This is a genomic window from Yimella sp. cx-51 (genome assembly GCF_017654605.1).
GTDB lineage: Bacteria > Actinomycetota > Actinomycetes > Actinomycetales > Dermatophilaceae > Yimella.
The window spans coordinates 1,406,569-1,433,484 of the sequence record NZ_CP072113.1; the positions used below are offsets into that span (position 1 = coordinate 1,406,569).

24 protein-coding genes and 1 tRNA gene are annotated in these 26,916 nt (G+C 66.9%); 23 read left to right on the top strand and 2 right to left on the bottom strand.

Going from position 1 to position 26,916, the window contains the following annotated elements; genetic code table 11:
* Positions 1 to 76 precede the first annotated feature (76 nt).
* The 4 genes from pnuC to J5M86_RS06690 are packed head-to-tail and all read left to right on the top strand — an operon-like array spanning position 77 to position 2,528.
* Positions 77 to 841 carry a nicotinamide riboside transporter PnuC gene (gene pnuC, locus J5M86_RS06675; protein WP_244328518.1) on the top strand — a complete coding sequence of 255 codons (765 nt, stop codon included), beginning with the start codon at positions 77 to 79 and terminating at the stop codon, positions 839 to 841.
* Positions 842 to 896: 55 nt separating this feature from the next.
* A complete protein-coding gene (locus J5M86_RS06680) occupies positions 897 to 1,160 on the top strand; it encodes a phosphoribosyl-ATP diphosphatase (RefSeq protein ID WP_188060847.1) in 264 nt (87 codons plus the stop codon).
* Between the two features lie 58 nt (positions 1,161 to 1,218).
* Positions 1,219 to 2,064: an ATP phosphoribosyltransferase gene (gene hisG, locus J5M86_RS06685; protein WP_188060846.1), complete on the top strand. Its 846-nt coding sequence runs from the start codon at positions 1,219 to 1,221 to the stop codon at positions 2,062 to 2,064.
* Positions 2,061 to 2,528, top strand: coding sequence for a PH domain-containing protein (locus J5M86_RS06690; protein ID WP_188060845.1), 468 nt, complete (start codon positions 2,061 to 2,063; stop codon positions 2,526 to 2,528). Before hisG ends, J5M86_RS06690 begins: the two co-directional genes overlap by 4 nt.
* A gap of 52 nt (positions 2,529 to 2,580) precedes the next feature.
* On the opposite strand, the gene J5M86_RS06695 is transcribed toward J5M86_RS06690, so the two are convergent.
* The gene (locus J5M86_RS06695; RefSeq protein ID WP_188060844.1) at positions 2,581 to 3,162 is read right to left on the bottom strand and encodes a hypothetical protein; all 582 of its coding nucleotides are present in this window, start codon (positions 3,160 to 3,162) and stop codon (positions 2,581 to 2,583) included.
* Between the two features lie 24 nt (positions 3,163 to 3,186).
* Between J5M86_RS06695 and hisF the strand changes: the two genes are divergently transcribed.
* Positions 3,187 to 3,942, top strand: a complete 756-nt coding sequence (hisF, locus tag J5M86_RS06700) for an imidazole glycerol phosphate synthase subunit HisF (RefSeq protein ID WP_188060843.1) — start codon at positions 3,187 to 3,189, stop codon at positions 3,940 to 3,942.
* A 51-nt stretch (positions 3,943 to 3,993) separates the two neighbouring features.
* On the opposite strand, the gene J5M86_RS06705 is transcribed toward hisF, so the two are convergent.
* Positions 3,994 to 4,635 (bottom strand): TIGR03085 family metal-binding protein, encoded by a 642-nt coding sequence (locus J5M86_RS06705; protein WP_188060842.1) that lies wholly within the window; start codon positions 4,633 to 4,635, stop codon positions 3,994 to 3,996.
* A gap of 19 nt (positions 4,636 to 4,654) precedes the next feature.
* Here J5M86_RS06705 and J5M86_RS06710 point away from each other — a divergent pair, with 19 nt between their 5' ends.
* The 18 genes from J5M86_RS06710 (at position 4,655) to J5M86_RS06795 (ending at position 26,880) form a co-directional block, all read left to right on the top strand.
* Positions 4,655 to 6,547 (top strand): ABC transporter ATP-binding protein, encoded by a 1,893-nt coding sequence (locus tag J5M86_RS06710; RefSeq protein ID WP_188060841.1) that lies wholly within the window; start codon positions 4,655 to 4,657, stop codon positions 6,545 to 6,547.
* Positions 6,544 to 8,334, top strand: a complete 1,791-nt coding sequence (locus J5M86_RS06715; RefSeq protein ID WP_188060840.1) for an ABC transporter ATP-binding protein — start codon at positions 6,544 to 6,546, stop codon at positions 8,332 to 8,334. Before J5M86_RS06710 ends, J5M86_RS06715 begins: the two co-directional genes overlap by 4 nt.
* 78 nt (positions 8,335 to 8,412) lie before the next feature.
* Positions 8,413 to 8,763, top strand: a complete 351-nt coding sequence (gene hisI, locus J5M86_RS06720; RefSeq protein WP_244328519.1) for a phosphoribosyl-AMP cyclohydrolase — start codon at positions 8,413 to 8,415, stop codon at positions 8,761 to 8,763.
* Positions 8,760 to 10,298, top strand: coding sequence for an anthranilate synthase component I (locus tag J5M86_RS06725; RefSeq protein WP_188060838.1), 1,539 nt, complete (start codon positions 8,760 to 8,762; stop codon positions 10,296 to 10,298). The genes hisI and J5M86_RS06725 overlap by 4 nt, the downstream gene beginning before the upstream one ends.
* A complete protein-coding gene (locus J5M86_RS06730) occupies positions 10,295 to 10,864 on the top strand; it encodes a Trp biosynthesis-associated membrane protein (protein ID WP_188060837.1) in 570 nt (189 codons plus the stop codon). The genes J5M86_RS06725 and J5M86_RS06730 overlap by 4 nt, the downstream gene beginning before the upstream one ends.
* A 44-nt stretch (positions 10,865 to 10,908) precedes the next feature.
* Complete coding sequence (locus J5M86_RS06735; RefSeq protein ID WP_188060836.1) at positions 10,909 to 11,163, top strand: HGxxPAAW family protein; 255 nt, start codon at positions 10,909 to 10,911, stop codon at positions 11,161 to 11,163.
* Positions 11,164 to 11,172: 9 nt separating this feature from the next.
* Entirely contained in the window at positions 11,173 to 11,982 is an 810-nt protein-coding gene (gene trpC / locus J5M86_RS06740) for an indole-3-glycerol phosphate synthase TrpC (RefSeq protein WP_188060835.1), read from the top strand.
* On the top strand, positions 11,979 to 13,229 hold the full coding sequence (gene trpB, locus J5M86_RS06745) for a tryptophan synthase subunit beta (protein WP_244328520.1): 1,251 nt from the start codon (positions 11,979 to 11,981) through the stop codon (positions 13,227 to 13,229). Before trpC ends, trpB begins: the two co-directional genes overlap by 4 nt.
* Positions 13,226 to 14,029: a tryptophan synthase subunit alpha gene (gene trpA / locus J5M86_RS06750; RefSeq protein ID WP_188060834.1), complete on the top strand. Its 804-nt coding sequence runs from the start codon at positions 13,226 to 13,228 to the stop codon at positions 14,027 to 14,029. Before trpB ends, trpA begins: the two co-directional genes overlap by 4 nt.
* On the top strand, positions 14,026 to 14,982 hold the full coding sequence (lgt, locus tag J5M86_RS06755) for a prolipoprotein diacylglyceryl transferase (RefSeq protein WP_188060833.1): 957 nt from the start codon (positions 14,026 to 14,028) through the stop codon (positions 14,980 to 14,982). The genes trpA and lgt overlap by 4 nt, the downstream gene beginning before the upstream one ends.
* Before the next feature lie 196 nt (positions 14,983 to 15,178).
* Complete coding sequence (gltB, locus tag J5M86_RS06760) at positions 15,179 to 19,717, top strand: glutamate synthase large subunit (protein WP_188060832.1); 4,539 nt, start codon at positions 15,179 to 15,181, stop codon at positions 19,715 to 19,717.
* The gene (locus J5M86_RS06765) at positions 19,710 to 21,167 is read left to right on the top strand and encodes a glutamate synthase subunit beta (RefSeq protein ID WP_188060831.1); all 1,458 of its coding nucleotides are present in this window, start codon (positions 19,710 to 19,712) and stop codon (positions 21,165 to 21,167) included. The genes gltB and J5M86_RS06765 overlap by 8 nt, the downstream gene beginning before the upstream one ends.
* A gap of 100 nt (positions 21,168 to 21,267) precedes the next feature.
* The gene (gene pyk, locus J5M86_RS06770; protein ID WP_188060830.1) at positions 21,268 to 22,725 is read left to right on the top strand and encodes a pyruvate kinase; all 1,458 of its coding nucleotides are present in this window, start codon (positions 21,268 to 21,270) and stop codon (positions 22,723 to 22,725) included.
* A gap of 40 nt (positions 22,726 to 22,765) precedes the next feature.
* Positions 22,766 to 22,851 (top strand) — tRNA-Leu (locus tag J5M86_RS06775).
* A 154-nt stretch (positions 22,852 to 23,005) separates the two neighbouring features.
* Positions 23,006 to 23,545 carry an NADPH-dependent FMN reductase gene (locus tag J5M86_RS06780; RefSeq protein WP_188060829.1) on the top strand — a complete coding sequence of 180 codons (540 nt, stop codon included), beginning with the start codon at positions 23,006 to 23,008 and terminating at the stop codon, positions 23,543 to 23,545.
* 155 nt (positions 23,546 to 23,700) lie between these two features.
* Entirely contained in the window at positions 23,701 to 24,741 is a 1,041-nt protein-coding gene (locus J5M86_RS06785) for a DUF695 domain-containing protein (RefSeq protein ID WP_188060828.1), read from the top strand.
* A 99-nt stretch (positions 24,742 to 24,840) separates the two neighbouring features.
* Positions 24,841 to 25,440 (top strand): ANTAR domain-containing response regulator, encoded by a 600-nt coding sequence (locus J5M86_RS06790; RefSeq protein ID WP_188060827.1) that lies wholly within the window; start codon positions 24,841 to 24,843, stop codon positions 25,438 to 25,440.
* Positions 25,441 to 25,644: 204 nt separating this feature from the next.
* Positions 25,645 to 26,880 carry a branched-chain amino acid ABC transporter substrate-binding protein gene (locus tag J5M86_RS06795; protein ID WP_244328521.1) on the top strand — a complete coding sequence of 412 codons (1,236 nt, stop codon included), beginning with the start codon at positions 25,645 to 25,647 and terminating at the stop codon, positions 26,878 to 26,880.
* The last annotated feature ends 36 nt before the right edge of the window (positions 26,881 to 26,916 follow it).

Sequence of the window (26,916 nt, forward strand, 5' to 3'; positions counted from 1 at the left end):
TCGACGACGCCGTCGTCGACCCGTTTGCGCCGTCCTCGCCATCTCCCGGATCACGTCCATGACGGACGATCAGGAGATGTCACAGATGCAATCGCTCATCGCAGCGGCCGGAGGCGGCGACACCAACTTCTTCCAGCAGTTGCTCGACGCGCACCTCGCCATCGGCAAGTACAAACTGCACTGGCTCGAACTCACCGGAGTGCTCATCGGTGTGGTGTCGGCCTACCTGGGCATGAAGCGCTGGGTGTGGGCATGGCCGGTCGGCATCGTCGCCAACATCATGCTGTTCTTCGTCTACATCGGTGCCGCCTTCGGCACCGACACCCGCATCCCGCTCTTCGGTCAGGCGGGACGGCAGATCTTCTTCATCATCACCAGCGCCTACGGCTGGTGGCGGTGGAACCAGCACCGCAAGAACCGCAACGCCGACACCGACCAACCGGCCGTCACCCCACGGTGGGCGACGAACAAGGAACGCCTGCTCATGGCGGCGTTCTGGATCGTCGGCACCGTCATCGCGCACGCGATCTTCCAGGCCATCCTCGACGCCAACAAGAGCCCCTATTGGACGCCGGAATGGTGGTTCGCGTGGTGTGACGCCTGGGTCTTCGTCGGCTCCATCGTCGCCACGTACGCGATGGCTCGGGCCTGGAACGAGTTCTGGTTGGCCTGGATCGTCGTCGACCTGGTCGGTGTGCCGTTCGGTTTCGCCACCGATTACGTGCCGACCGCGGTGATGTACATCTTCTACGGGCTGTTCGTGATCTACGGCTTCACCCAATGGGTGAAGGTCACCCGGGCCGAACAGCGCAGCGCTGTGAACCAGCCCACACCGGCCTGACACACGGTGGACGCAGGGCGTGGCAGGCGCCGCGCCCTGCGTACCCTGGTTGCCTGTGAAGACCTTCGAACAGCTGTGGGCAGAGCTGCAGCAAAAGGCCGTCGAGCGTCCGCAGGGCTCCGGCACAGTGGCCGAGCTGGATGCCGGCGTGCACTTCATCGGCAAGAAGATCGTCGAGGAAGCGGCCGAGGTGTGGATGGCCGCCGAGTACGAGGGCAATGACAAGGCCGCTGAGGAGATCAGTCAGCTGCTCTACCACCTGCAGGTGCTGATGCTGGAGCGCGGAATCGCGTTGGAGGACGTCTACCGACATCTGTGATCGAGCACCGATCACCACCGCCGAAACCCTCAACGCACAGCCTTTCAGGAGAGACCACATGTTGCGCGTAGCGATGCCGAACAAGGGCAGCCTCGCCGAATCCGCCGCCGAGATCATGAAGGAAGCCGGTTATCGCGGCCGCCGGGAATCCAAGGAACTGGTCGTCGTCGACGCCGACAACGATGTCGAACTTTTCTTCCTGCGTCCCCGCGACATCGCGGTGTACGTCGGCAGCGGCACGCTTGATGTGGGCATCACCGGCCGCGACCTACTGCTTGACTCCGGAGCACCTGCCACCGAGCGGCTCGAACTCGGCTTCGGCACCTCCACCTTCCGCTACGCCGCCCGTCCCGGCGTTGCCGAATCGGTGCACGACCTCGCCGGTAAGCGCATCGCCACCAGCTTCGAGGGCCTGGTCGAGGCAGACCTGGCCAAGGCGGGGGTGGAAGCCAGCGTCGTTCGCCTGGACGGCGCAGTCGAAACGGCGGTCACGCTCGGCGTCGCCGACGTGATCGCCGACGTCGTCGAAACCGGTACCACGCTGCGCAATGCGGGCCTCGAAGTCTTCGGTGAGCCGATCCTGCACAGCGAGGCCGTGCTCATCCGTCCGGCGCGGGCCAACGGCAACCCGAAGGTGGACGTCCTGGTGCGCCGCCTGCAAGGTGTGCTGACCGCGCGCGACTATGTGATGCTCGACTATGACATCCGCGCCGACCTGCTCGAACAGGCTTCTGCGGTGACGCCCGGCCTGGAGTCGCCCACCGTTTCCCCGCTGCACGACCCCGACTACGTGGCGGTGCGCGCCATGGTGCCCAAGCGACAGACCAACGCGTTGATGGACCAGCTGTACGACCTCGGCGCGCGGGCGATCCTGGTCACTGACATCGCAGCCTGCCGGTTATGAGTACCAACCCGGCATCGAGCGCCTACGCGGTCTTCCGTCCCCGCCGCGGGCGGTGGATGGCGCTCATCGCGGCGGCGGCGGCCGTCGTGGTGTTCGGCCTCGTCGCGTTCAATCTGCCCCAAGGCGGGGTGACCGGTTGGACGGCTGTCGACGCCGGCGCGCTCTTCGTCTTCGGTCTGGCGATGGCGACCATCCTGTGGCGTTTCGCCGCGATCAAGGCCGTGCCGACCCCGGACGGACTGACCGTCCGCAACCTCCTGGTCAATCGTGACCTGGCGTGGGAGGAGATCGTCGGCGTCCAATTCGGTGGTGGCACACCGTGGTTGGTGCTCGACCTCGCCGACACCGAGCAGTTGGCGGTGATGGCCGTGCAGCGCGCCGACGCCGAATTCGCTGTCAGCGAGGCGGAGCGCATGGCGGCCCTGGTTGAAGCGCACGGCTTCCAGGACCCCCGAGTCGGCTGAACGTGAGGCGGCCGCGCACCACACGTTATGAACGGTGCGGTCGGCGTTCGGCTCAGGCTGTGGTGTCGATCACCACGTCGGCGTGCTCGCGCGTCTCGTCCGCGCCGAACACCTCCTGCTCCTGCTTCGCCCAGTCGTCCCAATGGTCGGCGAATCCGCCCTCGTCCCGGCGCTCGCCGCGAGCTCGGCGCACCGCCTCGTCGGCGTCCAACCAGATTGAAACGTCGACGAGTTGGCCCGCCGGCCCGACCGTGCTTCCACAGCCCTCGACGATCAGGAACTTCGTGACCGGCACCTGCACTTCGTCGGCGAATTCGCCTGCGGCCCAGTCGTATCGCTCGTAGAAGCCGGGTTCGCCGGCGCGTAACGGGATGATGATGTCGTCGGTCAGCCGGGGCACCGCAGCCGCCAGGCCGTCCCAGCCGGGGTAGAGGTCGTCCATGTGCACCACCCAGGCGTCACCGAGTTCGTCCGCCAGACGCATGGCAAGTGACGTCTTGCCGCTGCACGCGGGGCCGTCGATGCCGATGACGACCACCCGCTCCTGCTGACGCTGGACTGCGGCCCGCGCCGCTTGGACGACCTGGTCGATGTGTTCTGGTCTTGCATCATTGGTGCCCCGAACATGATCCATGCCCGCGAGATTAGCCTTGGCGGTATGTCAGTCGCCGTGCGTGTCATTCCTTGCCTTGATGTCGACGCCGGCCGCGTGGTCAAGGGTGTCAACTTCGTCGACCTGCGCGACGCCGGTGACCCAGTCGAACTCGCGCACCGCTACGACTCCCAGGGCGCCGACGAACTCACTTTCCTCGATGTCACGGCCAGCTCCGCGGGGCGGGAAACCACCTACGACGTGGTGCGGCAGACCGCGGAGGAAGTGTTCATCCCGTTGACCGTGGGCGGGGGAGTGCGGGAGGTCGACGACGTCGACCGGCTGCTGCGCGCCGGCGCCGACAAGGTCGGCATCAACACCGGTGCGATCGCCCGCCCGCAGGTGATCCGCGAGATCGCTGACCGGTTCGGCGCACAAGTGCTGGTGTTGTCGGCCGATGTGCGGCGTGCACCCGACGGCAGCTTCGAGGTGACCACCCACGGTGGCCGCGAATCAGCAGGCCTGGAAGCCATCGAATGGTGTGCGCGTGCCTGCGAGTTGGGGGTGGGCGAGATCCTGCTCAACTCCATGGACGCCGACGGCACCAAGGACGGCTTCGACCTCGACCTCATCCGGGCCGTGCGCTCGCAGGTCGACGTCCCGATCATCGCCAGCGGAGGCGCTGGCACCGTCGAGCACTTCGTCGAAGCGGTCGACGCCGGGGCGAACGCCGTGCTGGCCGCATCGGTCTTCCACTTCGGTGAGCTGACGATCACCGACGTGAAACAAGCGTTGCGGGAGGCCGGCCACCCGGTGCGCTGAGCTCCGAGGCTCGATGGTGGGCGCTTGCGAGCCTGAACTTCAGGTGGAGGGTCAGGCGCCGAGTTCGGTCTCGGTGAAGGCGGCCACGTCGTGGTCGGCACCGTCGATCTGGACGTCGGCCACCGCGTCACGTCCGTAGATGTAGAGCAGCACCTCGCCGGGATCACCGGTCAGCACCACATTGCCGTGCTCGTCCTTGGGGCTGCGCAGCGTCCGGCGTCCGTAGCCGGGGCAGTCGGCCACCACGCCGACCCGGCTCTGGCGCAGGGTCAACATGCCCAGGCGCGGGAGGACGCCGAAAATGGCCTTCTGCTCGGCACGATCCAGCAAACGGCGCGCGGAAGGGTCGACGCCGCGAAGGACGTCCTCGTGGTGCACAAAGAACTCACCGAGGTTGCCGGCCTCGTCGATGCTGCTCAGCGCGAACGGGCTCCACTTCGGCGGACCGTTTCGGATGGTGTCGACCAGTTCCTCGAACGGGCGCTGCGCCAACGACTCCTGCACCCGCTCGGTGCGTCCCGCAAGCGGTGCGAGGAACATGCCGATCGCCGCATCCGGGCGGCGCTCACGCAGGATCAGATGTGCCGCGAGGTCACGGGTGCGCCACGAGCCGGAGAGCGTCGGCGCGTCCGGCCCCACTTCCAGGAAGGTGTCACACAACGCCTGGCGCTCGCTTTGGGCAAATGAGGTCATACGGGTGATCATGTCGCACATGCCGTCTGTTTCCACCGCACCCCGCGACCAATCTGTGAAGACGGACGAAACACCGGTGCGCGGATCGACGCTGAGCGAAGGTCTGCGGGTCATCGGCCGAGGCTTCCGCGGGCAGCCCAGGACGCTGTTGGTTGCCGTGATCGGGTCAGCCATCTACGGCGTGATGACCGTCGCCACGGCGCGCGTGATCGGACACCTCGTCGACACCGTCGTCCAGCCGGCGGTGACGGCCGGACGGATCACCGGCGAACAGACGTGGACGATCATCTGGCAGTTGGGGATCGTGGTGCTGCTCAACGTGATCGGCGTGATCCTGCGCCGGGTCGCGGCAGGCATCGCCTACTTCAACCTCAACGCGATGTACCGCCAGCAGGTCACCCGTCAATACCTGCGGCTGCCGCTGTCGTGGCACCACCGGCACCCCTCGGGCCAGTTGCTCTCCAACGCCAACGCCGACGTCGAGGCGACCTGGAACATTTTCCAGCCGCTGCCGATGGCGATCGGCGTGATCGTCATGCTCTGCGTCGGCCTTGCCGAGATGTTCAGCGTCGACCTCTGGCTCGCGCTGGTCGGCATGATCGTCTTCCCGTTGCTCTTCGTGACCAATCTGGTCTTCCAGCGTCACATGTCGCCCCGTGTCACCCGCGCCCAGCGGATGCGTTCGCACGTCAGCGAGGTCGCCCACGAGTCGATCGAGGCAGGTCTGCTGGTGAAAGTGATGGGCCGTGAGCAGCAGGAGGCCGACCGGTTCACCGGCGAGACCCAGCGGCTGCGTGACGCGGCTGTTGAGGTTGGCCGGGTGCGCGGCATCTTCGACCCGCTTGTCGAAGCGATCCCGACCATCGGCACCCTCGCAGTCCTGGCTGTCGGCACGGCCCAGGTGTCGGCCGGTCACACCACCCCCGCCGAGGTCGTCCAGATCGCCTATCTCTTCTCGGTGCTGGCCTTCCCGGTGCGCTCCTTCGGGTGGGTGCTGGCCGAGATGCCGCGCTCGGTCGCGGGCTGGGTGCGGCTGAACAGCGTGCTCGGAGCCTCCGGACGCATGACGTACGGCGAGCGCCGTCTGCAGCACAACGGCCCGGCCACGATCGCTGCCGACGCGGTGGGCTACGAGTACGACCTGTCGGGCACGGTCGACCTCAGCGAGGCCGACCAGTCGTCGGGAACAGATCGCTGGCGCGCGCTGGAGCAGGTCGCGCTCGACCTCGAACCCGGCTCGCTCACCGCGATCGTCGGGCCCACCGGTTCGGGCAAGTCGACCCTGATGAGTCTGTTGGTGCGGCTCATGGACCCCACCGAAGGCACCGTGCGGTTGGACGGCGTGCCTGAACCACAGCTGGCACAGGGGGAGACGAGCGCCGCCGCGGCGCTGGTGACCCAACAGACCTTCGTGTTCGACGACACGGTCGAGGGCAACGTCACCCTCGGCGCACCGTTCAGCGCCGAGCAGGTGCAGCAGGCATTGCAGATCGCGCAGGCGCATGACTTCGTCGACGGGCTCCCGGACGGACTTCACACCCGCGTCGGCGAGCGTGGAGCAAGCCTGTCGGGCGGGCAACGTCAGCGAGTCGCGTTGGCGCGTGCAGTGATTCGCGCTCCCCGCGCCCTGCTGCTGGACGACGCCACGAGCGCGGTCGACCCCGCCGTCGAGCAGTCGATCCTGCAGGCGCTGCGGGACAACCGTGACGGCACGACCGTCGTCATGGTCGCCTATCGCATGTCGAGCATCGCCCTGGCCGATCAGGTCGTCTTCATGGACGAAGGACGAGTGGTCGACCGCGGTCGCCACGACGAACTCATGGTGCGATGCGCCGGATATCGCGACCTGGTGACCGCCTACGCCGACCGCGCAGCCGAAGTCGCCGACGCGCAGAAGCAGGAGCAGGCATGAGCACCGCGACCGAACAGGTCGGCAACGCCCAGGAACTACGCACCTGGCAGACCTTGAAGCGTGGTTTCGAGCTGTCCCCGGAGCTGCGACGTGGTCTGTGGGTCACCATCGCGCTCGCGGTCTTCTCCACCGCCGGCCGGGTGCTGGTGCCGATCGCGGTGCAGCAGACCCTCGACCACGGCATTCTCACGGCCGGTGGTCCGGACGTCGGTGCCGTGCTCACCCTCACCCTCATCACGGCACTCGGCGTCGTGGTCACTGGCACGGCGTCCTATTTCGTCAACCTCCGACTCTTCCGCAGCAGCGAGAGCGGCTTGGCGACGTTGCGGGTCAAGGGATTCCGCCACATCCATGACTTGTCAATGCTCACCCAGAACGCCGAACGACGAGGCGCGTTGGTGTCACGGGTGACCAGTGACGTCGACCAGATCTCCCAGTTCGTGCAGTTCAGCGGACTCATGCTGCTCATGGCGATGGGTCAACTGCTGATCGCCACCATCCTCATGCTGATCTACAGCCCGCTGCTGGCCGCCGTGGTGTGGATCTGCTTCATCCCGATGTTCGTCGTCCTGCGCTACTTCCAAGGCGTGGTGGGACGCGCTTACACCGTCGTCCGTGAGCGGGTCGGCGACATGCTGGCCGCGATCTCCGAGTCAGTCGTCGGCGCTGCCACGATTCGTGCCTACGGCGTGCAGGACCGCACAGCCGAACGGATTGACACCACGGTCGAAGCGCATCGCCGGGCGAGCATCCGGGCCCAGATCCGCGCCGTCGGGGCCTTCAGCACCGGACAGTTCGTGGCCGGTGTCACCACCATCGTCGTGCTGGTGATCGGTGCCCGTCAGGCTGTCGCGGGGCATCTCACGCTCGGTGAGTTGGTTGCCTTCCTGTTCATCGTCAACCTCTTCACCCAGCCGGTGCAGATGGCGACGGAGAATCTCAACGACCTGCAGAACGCCGTGGCCGGCTGGCGGCGAGTGATCGGGCTGATCGACACACCCGTGGCGGTGCAGGATCCCGAAGACGGACGCGAGCTGCCGGGCGGCTCCCTGAGCGTCGACTTCGAGCAGGTGTCCTTCGCATACCCCGGTGGCCGCACCGTGCTCCATGACGTCGATCTGCACATCGCCCCCGGCACCCGCGTCGCGGTCGTGGGGGAGACCGGTTCGGGGAAGACCACGATCGCCAAACTCGTGACGCGGTTGATGGATCCGGTCAACGGCACGGTCCGGCTGGCCGGCATCGACCTGCGCAGCATCAGCTTCGCCTCCCTGCGTCAGCACGTCGTGCTCGTGCCCCAGGAAGGATTACTGTTCGACGCGACCCTGCTCGACAACGTCCGGTTCGGGGTGCCCACCGCGACCCGGGACGATGTGCAGCGGGCCTTCGCGCAGATGGACCTCACCGACTGGCTCGCCGGACTGCCCAAGGGGCTCGATTCCGATGTCGGTCAGCGCGGCGAGTCACTGTCCGCCGGAGAGCGACAGCTGGTTGCGCTGGCACGGGCCTACCTTGCCGATCCAGATCTGCTGCTGCTGGACGAGGCCACCTCGGCCGTCGATCCGGGCACTGAGGTGCGCATCCAGCGGGCACTCGACAAGGTGACCTCCGGACGCACGTCCATCGCGATCGCCCACCGGCTCTCCACCGCTGAGTCAGCAGATCTCGTGGTGGTCGTGGACGCCGGGCGGATCGTCGCCGTAGGCCCGCACACCGACCTCGTGCGCGACCGCGACTCCGTGTACGGACGCTTGCACGCGAGTTGGGCCGCGCAGCAGAGCTCATGACGGCGCGGGAGCGTCCGGTCGAGCCCGAGGGTGGGACACCGACGCTTTAGTCAAGAGACGTGCGGGACAATGGAGCCCATGTCCAGCAGTCCTCTCGCCCCCGAGCTTGCCGCCCGCCTCAAACGTGACCCCGCAGGGCTGGTTGCTGCTGTCGTCCAGCAGCACGACACGGGCGAGGTCTTGATGCTCGGGTGGATGGACGACGAAGCATTGCACCGCACGCTCACGACTGGACGGGTCACCTTCTGGTCGCGTAGCCGTCAGGAGTACTGGCGCAAGGGCGACACCAGCGGACACGTGCAACACGTGAAATCGGTCAGCCTCGACTGCGACGGTGATGCACTGCTGGTGCGGGTCGACCAGGTGGGTGCGGCGTGTCACACCGGCGAACCCACCTGCTTCCACCACGAGTTGGAGGTCACCGCATGAGCGACCTTGCGGCTGATCTGACATTCGGCACCACCTGGCCCTCGGCGAACCTCTTCGAGGAGCTGGCCCGCGACCGTCGCCTGATCCCGGTGGTGCGCCGGGTGCTCGCCGATGCCGAGACGCCGCTGGGGGTCTACCGCAAGCTCGCGGGCGATCGTCCGGGCACCTTCCTGCTGGAGTCGGCCGAGCACGGGGGAGTGTGGTCGCGCTACTCGATCATCGGCGCAGCCAGCCACGCGACGCTCACCGAACGTGACGGCCAGGCCCACTGGATCGGCCAGCCGCCTGTCGGCGTACCGTCCGACGGTGATCCCAGCGAGGCGTTGCGGGCCACCCTGCAGGTGCTCGCCACTGCAGCGATCCCCGGGCTGCCGCCGCTGACCGGGGGCATGGTCGGCGCCATCACCTACGACACGGTGCGCCGGTGGGAGAAGCTGCCTGACAGCGGAGCCGACCCGCTCGGCCTTCCCGAACTGTCGATGATGCTGACCACCGATCTTGCCGTTTTCGACCACGCCGACAACTCGTTGCTGCTGGTGGCCAACGCCATCAACCACGACAACACGCCCGAGCGCGTCGAACAGGCCCACGCGGACGCCGTCCGCCGGCTCGACTCGATGATCGAGGCACTCATGCAACCGGCGCCGAGCACGGTCACAGTGCCGGCCCCGGCGTCTTTGCAGCCGTCCAGCAGCCACACCCAGCAGCAGTTCCACGACATGGTGGACGCCTGCAAGGAGGCGATCCGCGCCGGTGAAGCCTTCCAGATCGTTGTCTCGAAACGATTCTCGGTGCCCAACGATGCAGATGCCTTGGACGTCTATCGTGCACTGCGGGCCAGCAACCCCAGTCCGTACATGTACCTGCTGCGCATCCCGCTGCCGCAGGGCGGCTCGTACGAGATCGTCGGTTCGAGCCCGGAGGCGCTGGTCAAGGTGACCGCCGGTGAGGTGATCACCCACCCGATCGCCGGTTCGCGTCCGCGGGGCAAGACCCCCGAGCACGACCTGCAGTTGCGCGAAGAGCTGCTCGGCGATCCCAAGGAGCGCGCCGAACATCTGATGTTGGTCGATCTGTCACGCAACGACCTGCAGCGGGTGTGCCAGGCGGGCACCGTCGACACTGTCGAGTTCATGAACGTGCGCCGATACAGCCACATCATGCATCTGGAGTCGACCGTCGTCGGGCGCCTGAAGGACGACCGCAGCTCCTACGACGCGCTCGTGGCCACCTTCCCGGCCGGCACCCTCTCGGGGGCACCGAAACCACGCGCCATGGCGATCATCGACCAGCTGGAGGGCCTGCGCCGAGGCGTGTACGGCGGCGTCGTGGGGTATCTCGACTTCGCCGGTGATCTCGACATGGCGATCGCCATCCGCACCGCCGTGCTCCACGACGGTCAGGCCCATGTGCAGGCAGGGGCCGGCATCGTCGCCGACTCGGTGGCCGAATCGGAGTACCAGGAGACGGTCAACAAGGCGGCGGCGGCGCTGCGGGCCGTCGCGACGGCCAACGGCATGAGGTCGCCGCAATGACCGGCTTCCTGGCCCGCCGCACCCAGCTCGCTCTGGCCTTCCTGAGCGCTCTGGCGCTGCTGGCCCTCACCACCCGTCCGTGGATCGAGGCGACGGTGGTCGACACCATCACCGGCACCATCCGCAACAGCGTCCGCGGCAGCACTGTTGCACCGTTGGCTTTCGCGGGGTCGCTGGTCGCCCTGGCAGCCGTCATCGCGCTGATGAGCTCGCGCAGGATCGGGCGGGTCATCGCCTCGATCGCGCTGCTGGCGGCAGGAGTGATGGCGAGCTACGCGGTCGGTGGCGTGGCCCTTGACCCTGCGGCTGCGGCCCGGTCACACCTGGCCGGGCAGGCCGGGCATGCCGATGCCCGTGTGCGCGAGGCAACCGCCACCTTCTGGGTGTGGCCGACAATGGGCGTGGCGGTGGTTGTCGCGCTGCTGGGTCTGTCGACCCTTCTGCTCGGACGCCGTTGGCAGGGCCTGGGGGCGAAGTACGACGCCCCGGCCGCCACGAAGGAATCGGATTGGGACCAACTCTCGGCGGGTCGCGACCCGACTGCGGCGGACGCCGACCACGACTGACAGAATGACTCGCAGCACCTTGCGTTCCACGAAGGAGAATCCTCATGGCTGAAGAGCACCTCGACAACCACGGCAAGAGCGTGGCGTCCTGGACCGCCGTCGGCATCCTGCTCACCGCCGCAGCACTGATCGCCATCGGCGTCTACTTCGGTCTCGACATCCTCACCTGGATCGGTGTGGTGCTCGTGGTCGTCGGTGCCATCGCCGGCAAGGCCCTCACCGCTGCCGGTTTCGGCTCCGACCCGCACCCCGCGCCGCAGGCCCGCGTGAGCCACGCCGAGCCGCAGTCCAACCACTGAGTTCCCCGCGTGAGCACAGTTCTCGACGACATCATCGTCGGGGTGCGCGCCGACCTCACCGAGCGCATGCGCGCTGTGGGCCACAAGGCCATCATCGAGCGTGCCGCCGGAGCGGCGCCCGCACTCGACGCAGCGGCCGCCCTGGCCGCCCCCGGGCCGGTGAAGGTCATCTCCGAGGTCAAGCGGCGCAGCCCGAGCAAGGGGGCTCTCGCCGAGATTCCCGACCCCGCGCAACTCGCCGCAGCGTACGAAGCGGGCGGCGCCACGGCGATCTCCGTGCTCACCGAACAACGTCGCTTCGGAGGCAGCCTCGACGACCTCGACGCCGTTCGAGCTGCCGTGCGAATTCCGGTGCTGCGTAAAGACTTCATGGTCAGCGAGTACCAGTTGTTCGAGGCACGTGCACACGGCGCCGACATCATCCTGCTGATCGTCGCGGCGCTCGACGACGCCCAGTTGCACGACCTCTTCCAGCAGTCGAGCGAGCTCGGCATGACCGCTCTGGTCGAGGTGCACGACGAGGCCGAGACCGAGCGCGCCGTCGACCTCGGCGCCAAGATCATCGGGGTCAACGCCCGCAATCTCAAGACACTCGAGGTGCACCCCGAGATGTTCGCCCAGCTCGCCCCGCTGATTCCCGCCGACCGGGTGAAGGTCGCCGAATCGGGCATCCGGGACCCACAGGACGTCAGTGACTACGTCGCGGCCGGGGCCGACGCCGTGCTGGTCGGCGAAGCGCTCGTCACCGGTGGATCACCCGCCGACGCGGTGGCCGCCATGATCAAGGCCGGCGCCCGCGCCGGCGAAGGAGTTGTGTGAGCATCCCAGTCAGCCAGAACGCGGGCCGGTCCGGTGTGGGCCGGTTCGGTGCGTATGGCGGCCGATACGTGCCCGAGGCCCTGATCGCCGCGTTGGAGGAGCTCGACGAGCACCGCTCCAAGGCGGCGGCCGACCCCGAATTCGTCGCCCAGTTGGCGGCGCTGCACAAGACCTACACCGGTCGTCCGAGCATCCTCACCGAAGTGCCGCGCTTCGCCGATCACTGCGGCGGGGCACGCGTGGTGCTCAAGCGAGAAGACTTGAACCACACCGGCTCGCACAAGATCAACAACGTGCTGGGGCAGGCCCTGCTCGCGCAGCGCATGGGCAAGCGGCGGGTCATCGCCGAGACCGGAGCCGGTCAGCACGGCGTCGCCACCGCCACCGCCGCAGCGCTGCTCGGGCTCGAGTGCGTCGTCTACATGGGGCAGGTCGACACCCAGCGCCAAGCGCTCAACGTTGCCCGCATGCGTCTGCTCGGTGCCAAGGTCGTCCCGGTCACCCACGGCTCGCGCACCCTCAAGGACGCCGTCAACGAGGCCTTCCGCGATTGGGTGGCCAATGTCGATCACACGCACTACGTGCTGGGCACGGTCACCGGGCCCTACCCCTTCCCGGAGATGGTGCGTGACTTCCACAAGATCATCGGCGAAGAGGCCCGTCGGCAGATGCTCGACGAGTACGGCCAGTTGCCCGACGCGGTGCTCGCCTGCGTCGGCGGTGGTTCCAACGCCATGGGCATCTTCCACCGCTTCATCGGCGACGAGGGCGTGCGACTGATCGGCCTGGAAGGCGGGGGAGAGGGCATCGAATCCGGACGCCACGCCGCCCGCTTCACCGGTCAGGCGACCCCCGGCGTCCTGCACGGTGCCTACACCTACTTGCTGCAGGACGACGAGGGTCAGACCGTCGAATCCCATTCCGTCTCAGCCGGACTCGACTATCCCAGTGTTGGTCCGGAGCACGCCTATCTGCGTGATTCGGGCCGGGCGGAGTACTACCCGGTCACCGACGTCGAGGCAATGGATGCCTTCAAGCTGCTCGCTCGCACCGAGGGCATCCTGCCGGCGATCGAGTCGGCCCATGCCCTCGCTGGCGCCATCCGGATCGGCAAGGAACTCGGCCCGGACGCAATGCTCTTGGTCAGTCTGTCGGGCCGGGGCGACAAGGACGTCCACACCGCCGGGCAATGGTTCGGCCTGCTCGACGAAGGCGGCAACATCATCGAGGACGGTGAGCAGCTGTGACCCGTGTCGACGAAGTGCTGGCGCAAGCACGCGCCGAAGGCCGTGCCGCACTGGTGGGCTATCTGCCGGTCGGATGTCCGAGCGTGCCCGAATCGATCGAAGCCATGGTGTCGATGGTCGAGGCGGGCGTCGACATCGTCGAGGTGGGCATGCCCTACACCGACCCGCTGATGGACGGCCCGGTCATCCAGGACGCCGCGACGCGCGCCTTGGAGAACGGTGTGCACATCACCGATGTCTTCAAGGCCGTCGAGGCAGTGACCGCGGCCGGGGGCGCTGCTGTGGTGATGATCTACTGGAATCTCGTGCTGCACTACGGAGTCGAGAAGTTCGCACGCGACCTGAAAGCAGCCGGTGGATCGGGCCTCATCACTCCCGATCTGGTGCCGGACGAGGCGCAGGAATGGTTGGACGCCAGCGCCGCGCATGACCTCAACCGCATCTTCCTGATCGCTCCGAGCTCTTCGCCTGAGCGCATCGCGTACGCCACCGAGGCGAGCAGCGGATTCGTCTACGCCACCGCGGTCATGGGCGTCACCGGTATGCGCGAGAGTCTCGGCAACCACGCCAAAGAACTACTGGAGCGAGCACGTCCCTTCACCGACCTGCCGATCTGCGTCGGTATCGGGGTGAGCACACCTGACCAAGCCGCGCAGGTCGCGCAGTTCGCCGACGGCGTCATCGTCGGCACCGCGCTGGTGCGAACGCTGCTGGAGAACGACGTGCAGGCCGACCGCTTGGAGGCCCTGCGGTCGCTGTCGGCGCAGCTGGCCGCAGGCGTTCGCCGGGGACATTCGTGAGGAATTACATTCCTTCGCCCGAAGCGGGAGTGTTGTGGCTCGGGCCCTTTCCGCTGCGCGGCTACGCCTTGTGCATCCTGGCCGGCATCGTTGCGGCGGTCTGGGTCTGCGGGCGTCGGCTGCGCGACCGTGGCTACCAGAGCGAGGACGCCCTCAACGTTGCCTGGTGGGCCGTACCTTTCGGCATCCTCGGCGGCCGCATCTACCACGTCATCAGCTCACCGCAGGCCTACTTCGGTGAAGGCGGACGACCGCTCGATGCGTTCAAGATCTGGCAGGGCGGCCTCGGCATCTGGGGTGCGATCGCCCTGGGCGCTTTCGGAGCCTGGCTGGGCTGCCGCAAGTACAACATCAACTTCTGGGACTACGCCGATGCCGCTGCACCAGGCGTGATCCTCGCCCAGGCGATGGGCCGTTGGGGCAACTGGTTCAACAACGAGCTGTACGGCGAGCGCTCGACGCTGCCCTGGGCGCTGGAGATCCACGAGTGGGACGAATCCGCCGGTGAAGCAGTGCGCGACAGCGCCGGCAACGCCGTCGTGCTCGGCTATTTCCAGCCGACCTTCCTGTACGAATCGCTCTGGTGCCTGTTGGTGGCCCTGATCATCGTCTTCGTCGACCGCAAGTACGGACTCGCCCGCGGCCGCAGCTTCGCGCTGTACGTGATGCTCTACCCGGTCGGCCGCATCGTCTTCGAACTCATGCGCACCGACCCCGCCAACCGCGTCCTGGGTCTGCGCCTCAATGTCTGGACCAGCCTGATCGTCTTCGCACTGGGCGCCTTCCTGTGGTGGAAGTTCCGTCGTAACCCCGTGGTCGCAGCAGACCCGGTGGGCGATGTCGACGAAGTCGACGATGACGACGATGACGACGAAACGGTCGACGGTGAGGGCAAGGTGGATGGCACGGAGGGCGCCGTCGACCGGAAATCGACGTCGTCCGACGAGAGCTGATCGCCTCCACGGTCGTTCGCGCCGCCATCCGTCCTCGTCTCGAAGAATGAGACCTTTCAGTCCCATTGTGTGAAACAGGCGGTGGGCCTGGGTACTGTGCACCTGCATGTCTGGCCAATGTCGTCCGGCCATGTGAACTCTTCACGGTGACCATGCGCACTGCGCATCGGTCCGGACGACAGGTAGGTGATCGGACGTGGGTCAGTCCTCGTTCTCCGCAGTTCCCTCCGCACAAGGCCTGTACAACCCCGCGTTCGAAAAGGACGCCTGTGGCGTGGCGATGGTGGCCACCATGCGTGGATGGGCCGGGCACGACATCGTCCAGCACGCCCTCACCGCACTGACCAATCTTGAGCACCGCGGCGCGACCGGCGCAGACCCGGCTGTCGGCGACGGAGCCGGCATCCTCACCCAGATCCCCGACACCTTCTTCCGCGAGGTCTGTGACTTCGAGCTCCCCGGCAAGGGCGAGTACGCGATCGGCATCGCCTTCATGCCGCAGGACCCCGACGCGCAGTGGCACGTTGGTGAGCGCGTGGCGCAGATCGCGGACGAGGAGCGCCTGCGCGTCGTCGGCTGGCGCGATGTGCCGATCGACGACTCCACGATCGGCCAGGCCGCGCGTGAGGTGATGCCGGTCTTCCGGCAGGTCGCGTTGGCGGGCGTAGAGGGTGGTGTCAGCGGCCTCGACCTGGAGCGACGCGCGTTCGCACTGCGTAAGCGCATCGAACGCGAGACCGAGGTCTACTTCCCATCGCTGTCGAGCCGCACGATCACCTACAAGGGCATGCTCACCACCGCACAGCTGGGGCAGTTCTACCCCGACCTGTCGGACGAGCGCTTCGACACCGAGCTCGCGCTGGTGCACTCCCGCTTCTCCACCAACACCTTCCCGAGCTGGCCGCTGGCCCACCCCTACCGGCTCATCGCGCACAACGGCGAGATCAACACCGTCCGCGGCAACCGCAACTGGATGCACGCGCGAGAGTCGACGTTGCACAGCGACCTGTTCGGCGGCGACATGCAGCGCCTCTTCCCGATCTGCGCCCAGGAGGTGTCCGACTCCGCGTCCTTCGACGAGGTGCTGGAGCTGCTGCACCTCGGCGGCCGGAGCCTGCCGCACGCGGTGCTGATGATGATTCCCGAGGCGTGGGAGAACCACGCCACGATGGACCCGCAGCGGCGCGCGTTCTACGAGTACCACTCCGCGCTCATGGAGCCGTGGGACGGCCCGGCCTGTGTCGCCTTCACCGACGGCTCACTGGTGGGAGCGGTGCTCGACCGCAACGGCCTTCGTCCCGGCCGTTACTCCATCACCGACGACGGCCTGGTCGTGCTGGCCTCCGAGGCGGGCGTGCTCGACCTCGACCCGGCCCGCGTCGTGCGCAAGGGGCGCCTGCAGCCGGGCAAGATGTTCCTGGTCGACACCGCCGCCGGACGCCTGGTCGGCGATGAGGAGATCAAGCAGCAGTTGGCGCAGGAGCACCCGTACCAGGAGTGGCTGCACGGTGGCCTGATCAGCTTCGACGCACTGCCCGAACGCGAACACATCTGGCACACTCCGGCCTCGGTCGAGCGCCGTCAGGTGACCTTCGGTTACACCCACGAAGAGATCCGAATCCTGTTGCGGCCCATGGCTGCCGGTAAGGGCGAAGCGCTCGGATCAATGGGCACCGACACTCCGATCGCGGTGCTGTCGGACCGGCCGCGGTTGATCTTCGACTACTTCACCCAGTTGTTCGCGCAGGTGACGAACCCGCCGCTGGACGCTATCCGTGAAGAACTGGTGACCTCGCTCGGCGGATTCATGGGCCCGGAGGGCAACCTGCTGGAGGCTCTCCCGCAGCACGCCCGTCAGGTCGAACTGCCCTTCCCGGTGATCGACAACGATCAGCTCTCCAAGATCCGGCACATCAACGCCGAGGGCAACTTCCCCGGCTTCGCCACGTACGTCATCCGCGGCACCTATGACGTCCAAGGCGGTGTCACCGCGTTGCGTGCGCGACTGCGTGGCATCTGCACCGAGGTCAGCGAGGCGATTGCCGACGGCTACCGGTTCATCATCCTGTCCGACCGCGACAGCAACGCCGACTTCGCACCGATCCCGTCGCTGCTGCTCACCTCGACCGTCCACCACCACCTGATCCGCGAGCACACCCGCACCCAGGTCGGCCTCGTCGTCGAAGCAGGTGACGTGCGCGAGGTGCACCACGTCGCGCTGTTGGTCGGCTACGGCGCAGCGGCGGTCAACCCCTACCTGGCGATGGAGACCGTCGAAGAACTCGTCCGCAAGGGCGACCTCACCGGCGTCACCGCCGAGCAGGCCGTCAAGAATCTCATCAAGGCGCTGGGCAAGGGCTTGCTGAAGGTGATGTCGAAGATGGGCATCTCCACCGTCGCCTCCTACCGCGGCGCGCAGGTCTTCGAGGCCATCGGCCTGCGCCAGGAACTCGTCGACGACCACTTCACCGGCACCATCTCCCGCCTCGGCGGCATCGGCCTCGACGCGATCGCCAAGGAGGTCGCGGCCCGTCACGCGAATGCCTACCCGCCGAGCGGGCAGTTGCAGTCGCACCGCAGCCTGGACGTCGGCGGTGAGTACCAGTGGCGTCGCGAAGGTCCGCCGCACCTGTTCGACCCCGAGACGGTCTTCCGCCTGCAGCACTCCACGCGGCAGCGTCGTTACGACATCTTCAAGCAGTACACCCAGCGGGTCGACGACCAGGCCGAGCGGCTGATGACGCTGCGCGGACTCTTCAAGTTCAAGACCGAGCGGGAGCCGCTTCCGATCGAGCAGGTCGAACCGGTCAGCGAGATCGTCAAGCGCTTCTCCACCGGCGCGATGAGCTACGGCTCGATCAGCCGTGAGGCCCACGAGACGCTCGCGATCGCGATGAACAACATCGGTGCCCGTTCCAACACCGGCGAAGGTGGCGAGGACGTCGAGCGCCTGATGGACCCTCGTCGACGCTCCTCGATCAAGCAGGTGGCCTCCGGCCGGTTCGGCGTCACCTCGCTCTACCTCACCGAGGCCGACGACATCCAGATCAAGATGGCGCAGGGTGCCAAGCCGGGCGAGGGTGGTCAGTTGCCGGGCAACAAGGTGTACCCGTGGGTGGCCAAGACCCGGCACTCCACGCCGGGGGTGGGGCTCATCTCGCCGCCGCCGCACCACGACATCTATTCGATCGAGGATCTTGCCCAGCTGATCCACGACCTGAAGAACGCCAACCCCTCCGCCCGGATCCACGTCAAGCTCGTGGCCGAGAACGGTGTGGGCACGGTCGCCACCGGTGTCAGCAAGGCGCACGCCGACGTCGTCCTGATCTCGGGGCACGACGGCGGCACGGGCGCAGCGCCGCTCACCTCGCTCAAGCACGCGGGTGGTCCGTGGGAGCTCGGCCTCGCCGAGACGCAGCAGACGCTGATGCTCAACAACCTGCGCGACCGGATCGTCGTCCAGACCGACGGACAGCTCAAGACCGGTCGTGATGTCATGATCGCCGCTCTGCTGGGCGCCGAGGAATACGGATTCGCCACCGCACCGCTGGTGGTCAGCGGCTGCATCATGATGCGTGTCTGTCACCTCGACACCTGCCCGGTCGGCGTCGCCACCCAGAACCCCGAGCTGCGGTCGCGCTTCAGCGGCAAGCCGGAGTTCGTCGAGACGTTCTTCGAGTACATCGCCGAAGAAGTGCGAGAGCTGTTGGCGCAGTTGGGTTTCCGGACGCTGGACGAGGCAATCGGTCACTCCGAACTGATCGACACCGTCGAGGCGATCAACCACTGGAAGGCCTCGGGCCTCGACCTGTCGCCGATCCTGGCCCAGGTCGACGTGCCCGCCGACGCCCCGCGCCGGTGCATCACCACCCAGGACCACGCGCTCGACAAGGCCCTCGACCAGGAGCTGATCGCGATGAGCGCGGACGCCCTGGAGCGGGCCGAACCGGTGCGCATCGACATCCCGGTCAGCAATGTGAACCGCACGGTCGGCACGATGCTGGGCCACGAGGTCACCAAGCGCTACCACGAGGGTCTGGCCGACGGCACGATCGACGTCACCCTCCGCGGCGCCGCCGGTCAGTCGCTCGGAGCCTTCCTGCCGCGCGGCATCACGCTGCGCATGTTGGGCGAGGCCAACGACTACGTCGGCAAGGGCCTGTCGGGCGGACGCGTGGTCGTACGGCCACTGCCCGAAGCGTCAGTGGTGGCAGAAGCGAACGCGATCGCCGGCAATGTCATCGGTTACGGCGCCACCTCGGGTGAGATCTACCTGCGCGGCGTCGTCGGCGAACGCTTCTGCGTCCGCAACTCCGGCGCCACCGCCGTCGTCGAAGGCGTCGGCGACCACGGCTGCGAGTACATGACCGGTGGCACGGTGCTGGTGCTCGGCCCGACTGGGCGCAACTTCGGTGCGGGTATGTCCGGGGGAGCGGCCTATGTGCTCGACCTTGACGAGCAGTTGGTCAACCCCGAACTGGTCGACGTGCGGCCGCTGCGCGAGCGTGACAAGCCCATCATCGACAAGCTGCTGCGCGACCATGCCGAGTGGACCGAGTCGACCGTTGCAGGCCGACTGCTCAATGATCTCGAGGGTGCCTACCAGCGCATCTCGCTGGTGCTGCCTCGCGACTACCAGCGCGTCATCGACGTGCGTGAACAGGCTGAGACCGAAGGCCTCGACCTCGACGGAACCGAGGTCTGGGGACGAATCATGGAGGTGTCCGGTGGCTGATCCGCGAGGTTTTCTGAAGCACCGCGAGCGTGAACTGCCCGCCCGTCGGCCGGTGCCGGTGCGTATCCGGGACTGGAAAGAGGTGTACGAGGAGCAGCAGCTCGTCCAGCTCCAGCGCCAGGCAAGTCGTTGCATGGACTGCGGAATCCCGTTCTGCCACAGCGGTTGTCCGCTGGGCAACCTGATTCCGGAATGGAACGACCTGGCCTACCGGGGAGAGTGGCCCGACGCCATCGAGCGGCTGCACGCCACGAACAACTTCCCCGAGTTCACCGGTCGCCTGTGCCCGGCTCCTTGCGAGACCGCGTGCGTGCTGGGCATCAGCCAGCCGGCGGTGACCATCAAGCAGGTCGAGGTCACCACCATCGAAAAGGCCTTCGAGGACGGCAATGTCGCGCCGCAGATCCCGACGCGGCTCACCGGCAAGACCGTCGCGGTCGTCGGCTCCGGTCCTGCCGGCTTGGCTGCCGCGCAGCAGCTGACCCGCGCTGGGCACACCGTGGTCGTCTACGAACGTGACGACAAGCCGGGTGGTCTGCTGCGCTACGGCATTCCTGAGTTCAAGATGGAGAAGTCGGTCGTCGATCGACGCTTGGAGCAGATGACCGCCGAAGGCACCCGGTTCCGGTGCGACACCGAGATCGGCGTCGACATCACCGGGGAGCAGTTGCATCAGCGATTCGACGCCGTGGTGCTTGCAGTGGGCGCCACCGTGCCGCGCGACCTGCCCGTGCCCGGTCGTGAGCTGAAGGGCATTCACCAGGCGATGGAGTTCCTCCCGCAGGCCAACCGGCAGGCGCTCGGAGAGACCGTCGAGGGCCAGATCAGTGCGGAGGGCAAGCACGTCGTCGTCATCGGTGGCGGTGACACCGGCGCCGACTGCATCGGCACCTCGCACCGACACGGCGCCACGTCGGTCACCTCGTTGGAGATCATGCCGCAGCCGGGCGCCGACCGCGCCGACGACCAGCCGTGGCCGACCTACCCGATGCTCTACCGCATCGCCAGCGCGCACGAGGAGGGTGGCGACCGGGTCTACGCGGTCAACACCAAGGAACTCGTCGGTGACGACGCCGGCAATGTCAAGGCGTTGAAGATCGTCGAAGTGCGCCGGGGTGACCAGGGCTTCGAGGAGGTGCCGGGCACCGAGCGCGAGCTGCCAGCCGATCTCGTGCTGCTCGCCATGGGCTTCCTCGGCCCGCAGGGTGAGGGGCTCCTGGAGCAGCTCGGCGTCGACAAGGACGACCGCTCGAATGTGATTCGCGACAAGCGTTTCGAGACCAATGTGCCCGGCGTCTTCGTCTGCGGCGACGCCGGACGAGGGCAGTCGCTCATCGTCTGGGCGATCGCCGAAGGTCGTTCGGCTGCCCGGGGTGTCGACGAATTCCTTTCCGGCGCATCGGAATTGCCCGCTCCGATCCAACCGACGGATCGTCCGCTGACGGTCTGATCAGCCCGTCCGAGGCGCTCGGTCCCACGTTCCGGTACTACCGGTCAGTACGGGACCGAGCGCTTCGTCATGTGCGGACAATCTCGCTAGGGTTTGAGGCATGCGTAGAGCGAAGATCGTCGCCACCATGGGACCCGCCGTGGCGTCCCCCGAGAAGCTGCGAGAGCTGGTGCAGGCCGGCCTCGACGTAGCCCGTCTGAACCTTTCCCACGGCAGCCACGACAACCACGCCGAGATGTACACCTGGGTGCGAGAAGCCAGTGACGCAGAAGGCCACGCCGTCGCCATCCTGGCCGACCTCCAGGGGCCGAAGATCCGCACCGGACGTTTCTCTGGTGGCCCGATCACGCTCGCTGCGGGTGACACCTTCACCATCACGATCGACGAGGTCGACGGCAACCAGGAGCGGGTGTCCACCACGTTCAAGGGCCTGCCCGGTGACGTCGAGGTGGGCGACCGCATCCTCATCGACGACGGCAAGGTCGAGCTGAAGGCGATCGAGGTCACCGACACCGACGTGGTCACCACCGTGGTCGAGGGCGGCGCGGTCTCCAACAACAAGGGCATCAACCTGCCCGGCGTGGCCGTCAGTGTGCCCGCGCTCTCGGAGAAGGACGAGGACGATCTGCGCTGGGCCCTGCGACAGGGCTGCGACCTGATTGCGCTGTCGTTCGTGCGCGACGCCGCCGATATCGAGCGGGTGCACGAGATCATGGACGAGGAGGGCGAGCGTCGTCCGGTCATCGCCAAGATCGAGAAGCCGCAGGCGGTTGCCAATCTGCAGGCGATCATCGACGCCTTCGACGGCGTCATGGTGGCCCGGGGCGACCTCGGTGTCGAGCTTCCGCTGGAGGACGTCCCGATCGTCCAGAAGCGTGCGGTGGAGCTCTGCCGCCGGGCAGCAAAGCCCGTGATCGTCGCCACGCAGGTGCTGGAATCAATGATCGAGAATCACCGCCCCACGCGTGCTGAGGCCAGCGACTGCGCCAACGCGGTGCTCGACGGTGCCGACGCGATCATGCTGTCGGGGGAGACCTCGATGGGTGCCTGGCCGATTGAGGCCGTCAAGACCATGGCGCGCATCATCGAGAGCACCGAGGCCAACGGCTTCGACCGCATCCCGCCGCTGTCCGAAGGCTTCGTGCAGACGATGGGTGGAGCGGTCTGCAACGCGGCCGCTCAGGTGGGCATGCAGCTGAACGTGAAGTTTCTGGTCACCTTCACCACAACGGGTGGGTCGACCCAGCGCATGGCGCGCCTGCGCAACCCGCTCCCGATCCTCGCTTTCACCCCGAAGCAGTTGACCCGCTCCGAACTGGCGTTGGTGTGGGGCGTGGAGACGTTCCTGGTGCCCGAGGTCGTGCACACCGACCAGATGGCGATGCAGGTCGACGAGACCCTGCTTGCCGATGGTCGCTGCCTCGAGGGTGACACGGTGATCATCGTGGCGGGCTCGCCCCCCGGTATTCCGGGCTCGACGAACGCGCTGCGGGTGCACACCATCGGTGATGCGAAGAACGGAGTGGCACCGGCCTACGGCTTCCACCAGGATTCGTGAGCCTGGCCGCCGCTGTCGTATAGTGGCGCGGCGGTCCACTGCCGGGGTGGTGGAATGGCAGACACGGAGCACTCAAAATGCTTTGCTCGAAAGGGCGTGCGGGTTCAAGTCCCGCTCCCGGCACCAACGAAAAGGGTTGAACCTCAACGAGGTTCGACCCTTTTCGGGTTCCCGGGTCGACCTCGTTGCCCGATGCGGCAGGTATCGACGCCGGCTCGATGTGCTGTGGAGCACTGCGAAATCTTGGAATGCTCACGTGCCCAGAATGGTTGTCACGTCCATGAAGAAGCTTGGAATCGTCGTGTCCAGCACCCGTCCCGCGCGCATCGGCCCGAAGGTTGCGCAGTGGGCGACTTCGGTCGCACAGTCGCAGGAGTGGGAGGTCGAACTCATCGACCTCGCCCAACTCGCCCTGCCGTTCATGGACGAGGTCGACATGCCGGCGAGCGGAAACTACGCCAACCAGCACACGATCGACTGGGCCGCACGGGTCGCGGGCGTTGATGCACTGGTGATTGTCACTCCGCAGTACAACCGCAGCTTCCCGGCCCCGATCAAGAACGCCATCGACTATCTCTTCGCCGAGTGGCACGGCAAGCCGATCACGCTGATCGGTTACGGCTGGGGCGGTGCCCCCGATGCGACCCAGGGCCTGACGTTGGTGCTGGAGCACGTGAAGGCCAAGGTCATCGACTCGGTGAACCTGGTGTTCAACACCGACCTCACCACCGAGGGCGAGATGACGGTGACCGAGGAGAACTCCGACCGCCTGCGCCTGGCTCTCGACACGATGAGCCAGCAGGAGCAGCCGGTCGCCTGATTGATCGGCTTGCCTGCGGAGGAGGCAGCACCGAACCGGCCCGTCGCCACCTTCCCCCGAGGTGTCGGCGGGCCTTTCATTTCGCTAGCGTGGCGGTGCCCCTGAAGAGATCGTTGAGCGGGCTTTCGACCATTGCCGAGTGAAGGATGACCTGAGTGGGACTGTTCGGAGGCCGCGGCAAGGGCCAGCAGCAGGGCAACGGGCGACAGGCTGCCGCGATTGCGCAGTTCTGGTCGTGGTGGATCGACGAGGGCATGGCGCGCAGCAGCACCGCCCTCGCCGACGGCGACCCCGGCCGCATCGTCGCCGACCTCACCGCTCGCGTCGAAGCCGTGGCGGCTGATCTCACCTGGGAGTTCGCCAAGGGCGACACCTCTATGCACCGGCTGGTCGTGACCGCGGACGGCGACCCGCACCTGCGCGCTGCAGCACGCCGCTGGTTGGAGGCCGCTCCCGAGGGGGACGTCTTTTGGTCGTACGCCGACGCACGCCCGCCGATGCTCGACCTGGGTGGCGCGCAACTCGAACTCGACGGCACCACGCTGGCGCTGGACCAAGTGCGGGTGGGCGTGCATCGCAGCGGCACCCGGGTCGACGTGCAGGTGCACCACCCGTCGCTGGAGCAACTCAGCCCCGGTGCTCGGAACACCTTTTGCTTCCTCGCGGTCGACGCTGCGGTGGGGGAGTTGCTCACCGAGACGTGGATCGGTGAACTCGAACCGGCAGTGGCGGCACCGATCGACAGTTTCGGTCTGACCGGTCTGCGGGCCGTGGTGCGCGACCTCGCCGACGAGTTCTCCGGCGACAACCAGTGGGTGGCGCTCGAAGGTGTTGGTGCCGGCGGACCCGTCCATGTGCTCGCCCGCGTGCCACTCGCAGCTGCGAGCGCACCCACACTCAACCAGTGCGTCATGGTCGTGCTCACCGGTCTGAAAGGCGAGAACGGACTACCCGACGACGAGTCGCGCGCCCGGGTCGACACCTTCCGCGACCACCTGGTCGATCGCCTTGAAGGCCAGGGTGAACTGGTCGCCGTCCTCTTCGCCGCCGGTGAGTGTCTCCTCTACTTCTATGTGGACGGTGAGCGCACCGGGGCTGAGCAACTGCGGGCGGCGGTTCGGGGATGGCCGGGCAAGGCGCGTGTCGAGGTCGAGGACGACCCGGGGTGGGCGAACGTCGCCCACCTGCGTGGCTGATCGCGCACCCTGGGTCACCCGGCGCGACGCGGGATATCTCACATCCGACGGGCTGGTTGACGGCCTCGTAGCGCACGTGCCGGTGACTACCCTGGACACATGACCGAACAGACCCCGTTGCGCATCGTGGTGGCAGAGGACGAAGCCATCATCCGGCTCGACTTGGTGGAGATGCTCCAGGAAGCCGGTCACGAAGTCGTCGGTGAAGCGAGCACCGGTCGCAAGGCCGTCGAACTCGCGAGTCAGGTGCGTCCCGACCTGGTCGTGATGGACGTCAAGATGCCCGAGCTCGACGGCATCAGCGCTGCGCAGGAGATCGCGGCCGCCGGCATCGCACCGGTCATGATGCTGACGGCGTTCAGCGACAAGGATCTCGTCGAACGCGCCACCGATGCCGGCGTCATGGCGTACGTGCTCAAACCGTTCAGCGCAGACGACCTGCGTCCGGCGATCACCATCGCTGTCAGCCGGTGGGCAGAGCGCAAACAGCTCGAGCACGACGTCGCCGATCTGTCCGAACGACTTGAGACCCGCAAGGCGGTCGACAAGGCCAAGGGTGTGCTCATGAAGCAGCTCGGCCTGGACGAGGCCGAGGCGTTTCGGTGGATCCAGAAAGCTGCGATGGACCGACGCTTGGGGATGCGTGATGTGGCCGACGCAGTGGTCGCCGGCTCGCGCTCGGACACCGAAAAGGCTTGAGGCGAAGCGGCGTCGGGGCAAGAGCTGATCTGTACGATCCGGACGCTTGGTAACGAACAGGATTCTTTCACCGAAACCTGGTGCGCGTCGTAGATGCCTCCACTAGCGTTCCCAACCGCCCCACAAGTGTGTCCACACAACACGCAGCCGGGCGATCAGCGGACGTGCCGAGGTGGCACACGCACGAACCATGGAGGATCCCCAGTGTCCCGGACCCTGAAGACCGCAGCCGCTCTGGCCGCACTGTCCCTGACCGTTGTCGGCTGCGCGAACAGCAGCGACACCGGCTCGTCCACCAGCGGCGGTGGCAGCAACGGCAACAGCAACCTGAAGTCCCTGGACGCCCAGAGCAGCCTCGAGGTGCCCAAGGACGCAGTGAAGGCCGCCGGCGACGGCAAGGCCAAGTGCGCACCCGGCACCACCATCGCCTTCATCGGCGCCATGACCGGCGACAACGCCCAGCTCGGTATCAACGAGTACCAGGGTGTGCAGTTGGCGATCAACGAGCACAACAAGGCCAACCCGGACTGCCAGGTGACCTTCAAGAAGTACGACACCGAGGGCGACCCGACCAAGGCCACCGGCCCGGTCACCCAGGCTGTCGGCGACAAGAACATCATCGGTGTCGTGGGTCTGCCCTTCTCGGGTGAGAGCAAGGCGACCGGCGCAATCTTCGAGCAGGCCGGCCTGGTGCACATCACCCCGTCGGCCACCAACCCCTCGCTGACCGGCAACGGCTGGAAGACCTTCTTCCGCGGCCTGGGCAACGACAACATCCAGGGCCCCGCCGCGGCGATCCTGGCCGAGAAGCTCGGTGCCAAGAAGGTCTACCTGGTGCAGGACGACTCCGACTACGGCATCGGCCTGGGCGGCACCGCCAAGAAGGCGCTGCAGGACAAGAGCCTGCTGGCCGGTGAGGACAAGGTCACCACCAAGCAGAAGGACTTCAGCTCCACCGTCCAGAAGATCATCAACTCCAAGGCGGACGCAGTCTTCTTCGCCGGTTACTACGCCGAGGGTGCCCCGCTGAACCAGCAGCTGGTGGCCAAGGGCTTCAAGGGCGCCTTCATCGGCCCCGACGGTGTCAAGGACGACCAGTTCATCAAGCTGGCCGGCGACTCCAGCAAGAACGCCTACTTCACCTGCCCCTGCATCCCCGGTGAGCTGATCCCCGACTTCGCCTCGGCGTACAAGGGTGTCGCCAACGCCGCCCCCGGCACCTACTCGGTGGAGTCATACGACGCCGCCACGGTGCTGCTGGCCGGCATCCAGAAGGGCAACACCGACCGTCCCAAGCTGCTCAACTTCGTCAAGAGCTACGACGGTCAGGGCCTGAGCAAGAAGATCAAGTGGGACGACAAGGGCGAGCTGTCCGACCTGGCCGTCTACGGCTACAAGGTTGACGGCGGCAAGATCGTTTCTGTCGGCAAGCTGGGCTGACCTCGGTCAGTTCGATCAATCCAAGGTGCGGGGGCC

Coding starts and splice junctions, on each gene's coding strand:
- pnuC (WP_244328518.1), top strand. CDS start 77: ATGTCACAGATGCAATCGCTCATCGCAGCGGCCGGAGGCGGCGACACC.
- hisG (WP_188060846.1), top strand. CDS start 1,219: ATGTTGCGCGTAGCGATGCCGAACAAGGGCAGCCTCGCCGAATCCGCC.
- J5M86_RS06690 (WP_188060845.1), top strand. CDS start 2,061: ATGAGTACCAACCCGGCATCGAGCGCCTACGCGGTCTTCCGTCCCCGC.
- J5M86_RS06695 (WP_188060844.1), bottom strand. CDS start 3,162: ATGGATCATGTTCGGGGCACCAATGATGCAAGACCAGAACACATCGAC.
- hisF (WP_188060843.1), top strand. CDS start 3,187: ATGTCAGTCGCCGTGCGTGTCATTCCTTGCCTTGATGTCGACGCCGGC.
- J5M86_RS06705 (WP_188060842.1), bottom strand. CDS start 4,635: ATGACCTCATTTGCCCAAAGCGAGCGCCAGGCGTTGTGTGACACCTTC.
- J5M86_RS06710 (WP_188060841.1), top strand. CDS start 4,655: ATGCCGTCTGTTTCCACCGCACCCCGCGACCAATCTGTGAAGACGGAC.
- J5M86_RS06715 (WP_188060840.1), top strand. CDS start 6,544: ATGAGCACCGCGACCGAACAGGTCGGCAACGCCCAGGAACTACGCACC.
- hisI (WP_244328519.1), top strand. CDS start 8,413: ATGTCCAGCAGTCCTCTCGCCCCCGAGCTTGCCGCCCGCCTCAAACGT.
- J5M86_RS06725 (WP_188060838.1), top strand. CDS start 8,760: ATGAGCGACCTTGCGGCTGATCTGACATTCGGCACCACCTGGCCCTCG.
- J5M86_RS06730 (WP_188060837.1), top strand. CDS start 10,295: ATGACCGGCTTCCTGGCCCGCCGCACCCAGCTCGCTCTGGCCTTCCTG.
- J5M86_RS06735 (WP_188060836.1), top strand. CDS start 10,909: ATGGCTGAAGAGCACCTCGACAACCACGGCAAGAGCGTGGCGTCCTGG.
- pyk (WP_188060830.1), top strand. CDS start 21,268: ATGCGTAGAGCGAAGATCGTCGCCACCATGGGACCCGCCGTGGCGTCC.
- J5M86_RS06780 (WP_188060829.1), top strand. CDS start 23,006: ATGAAGAAGCTTGGAATCGTCGTGTCCAGCACCCGTCCCGCGCGCATC.
- J5M86_RS06790 (WP_188060827.1), top strand. CDS start 24,841: ATGACCGAACAGACCCCGTTGCGCATCGTGGTGGCAGAGGACGAAGCC.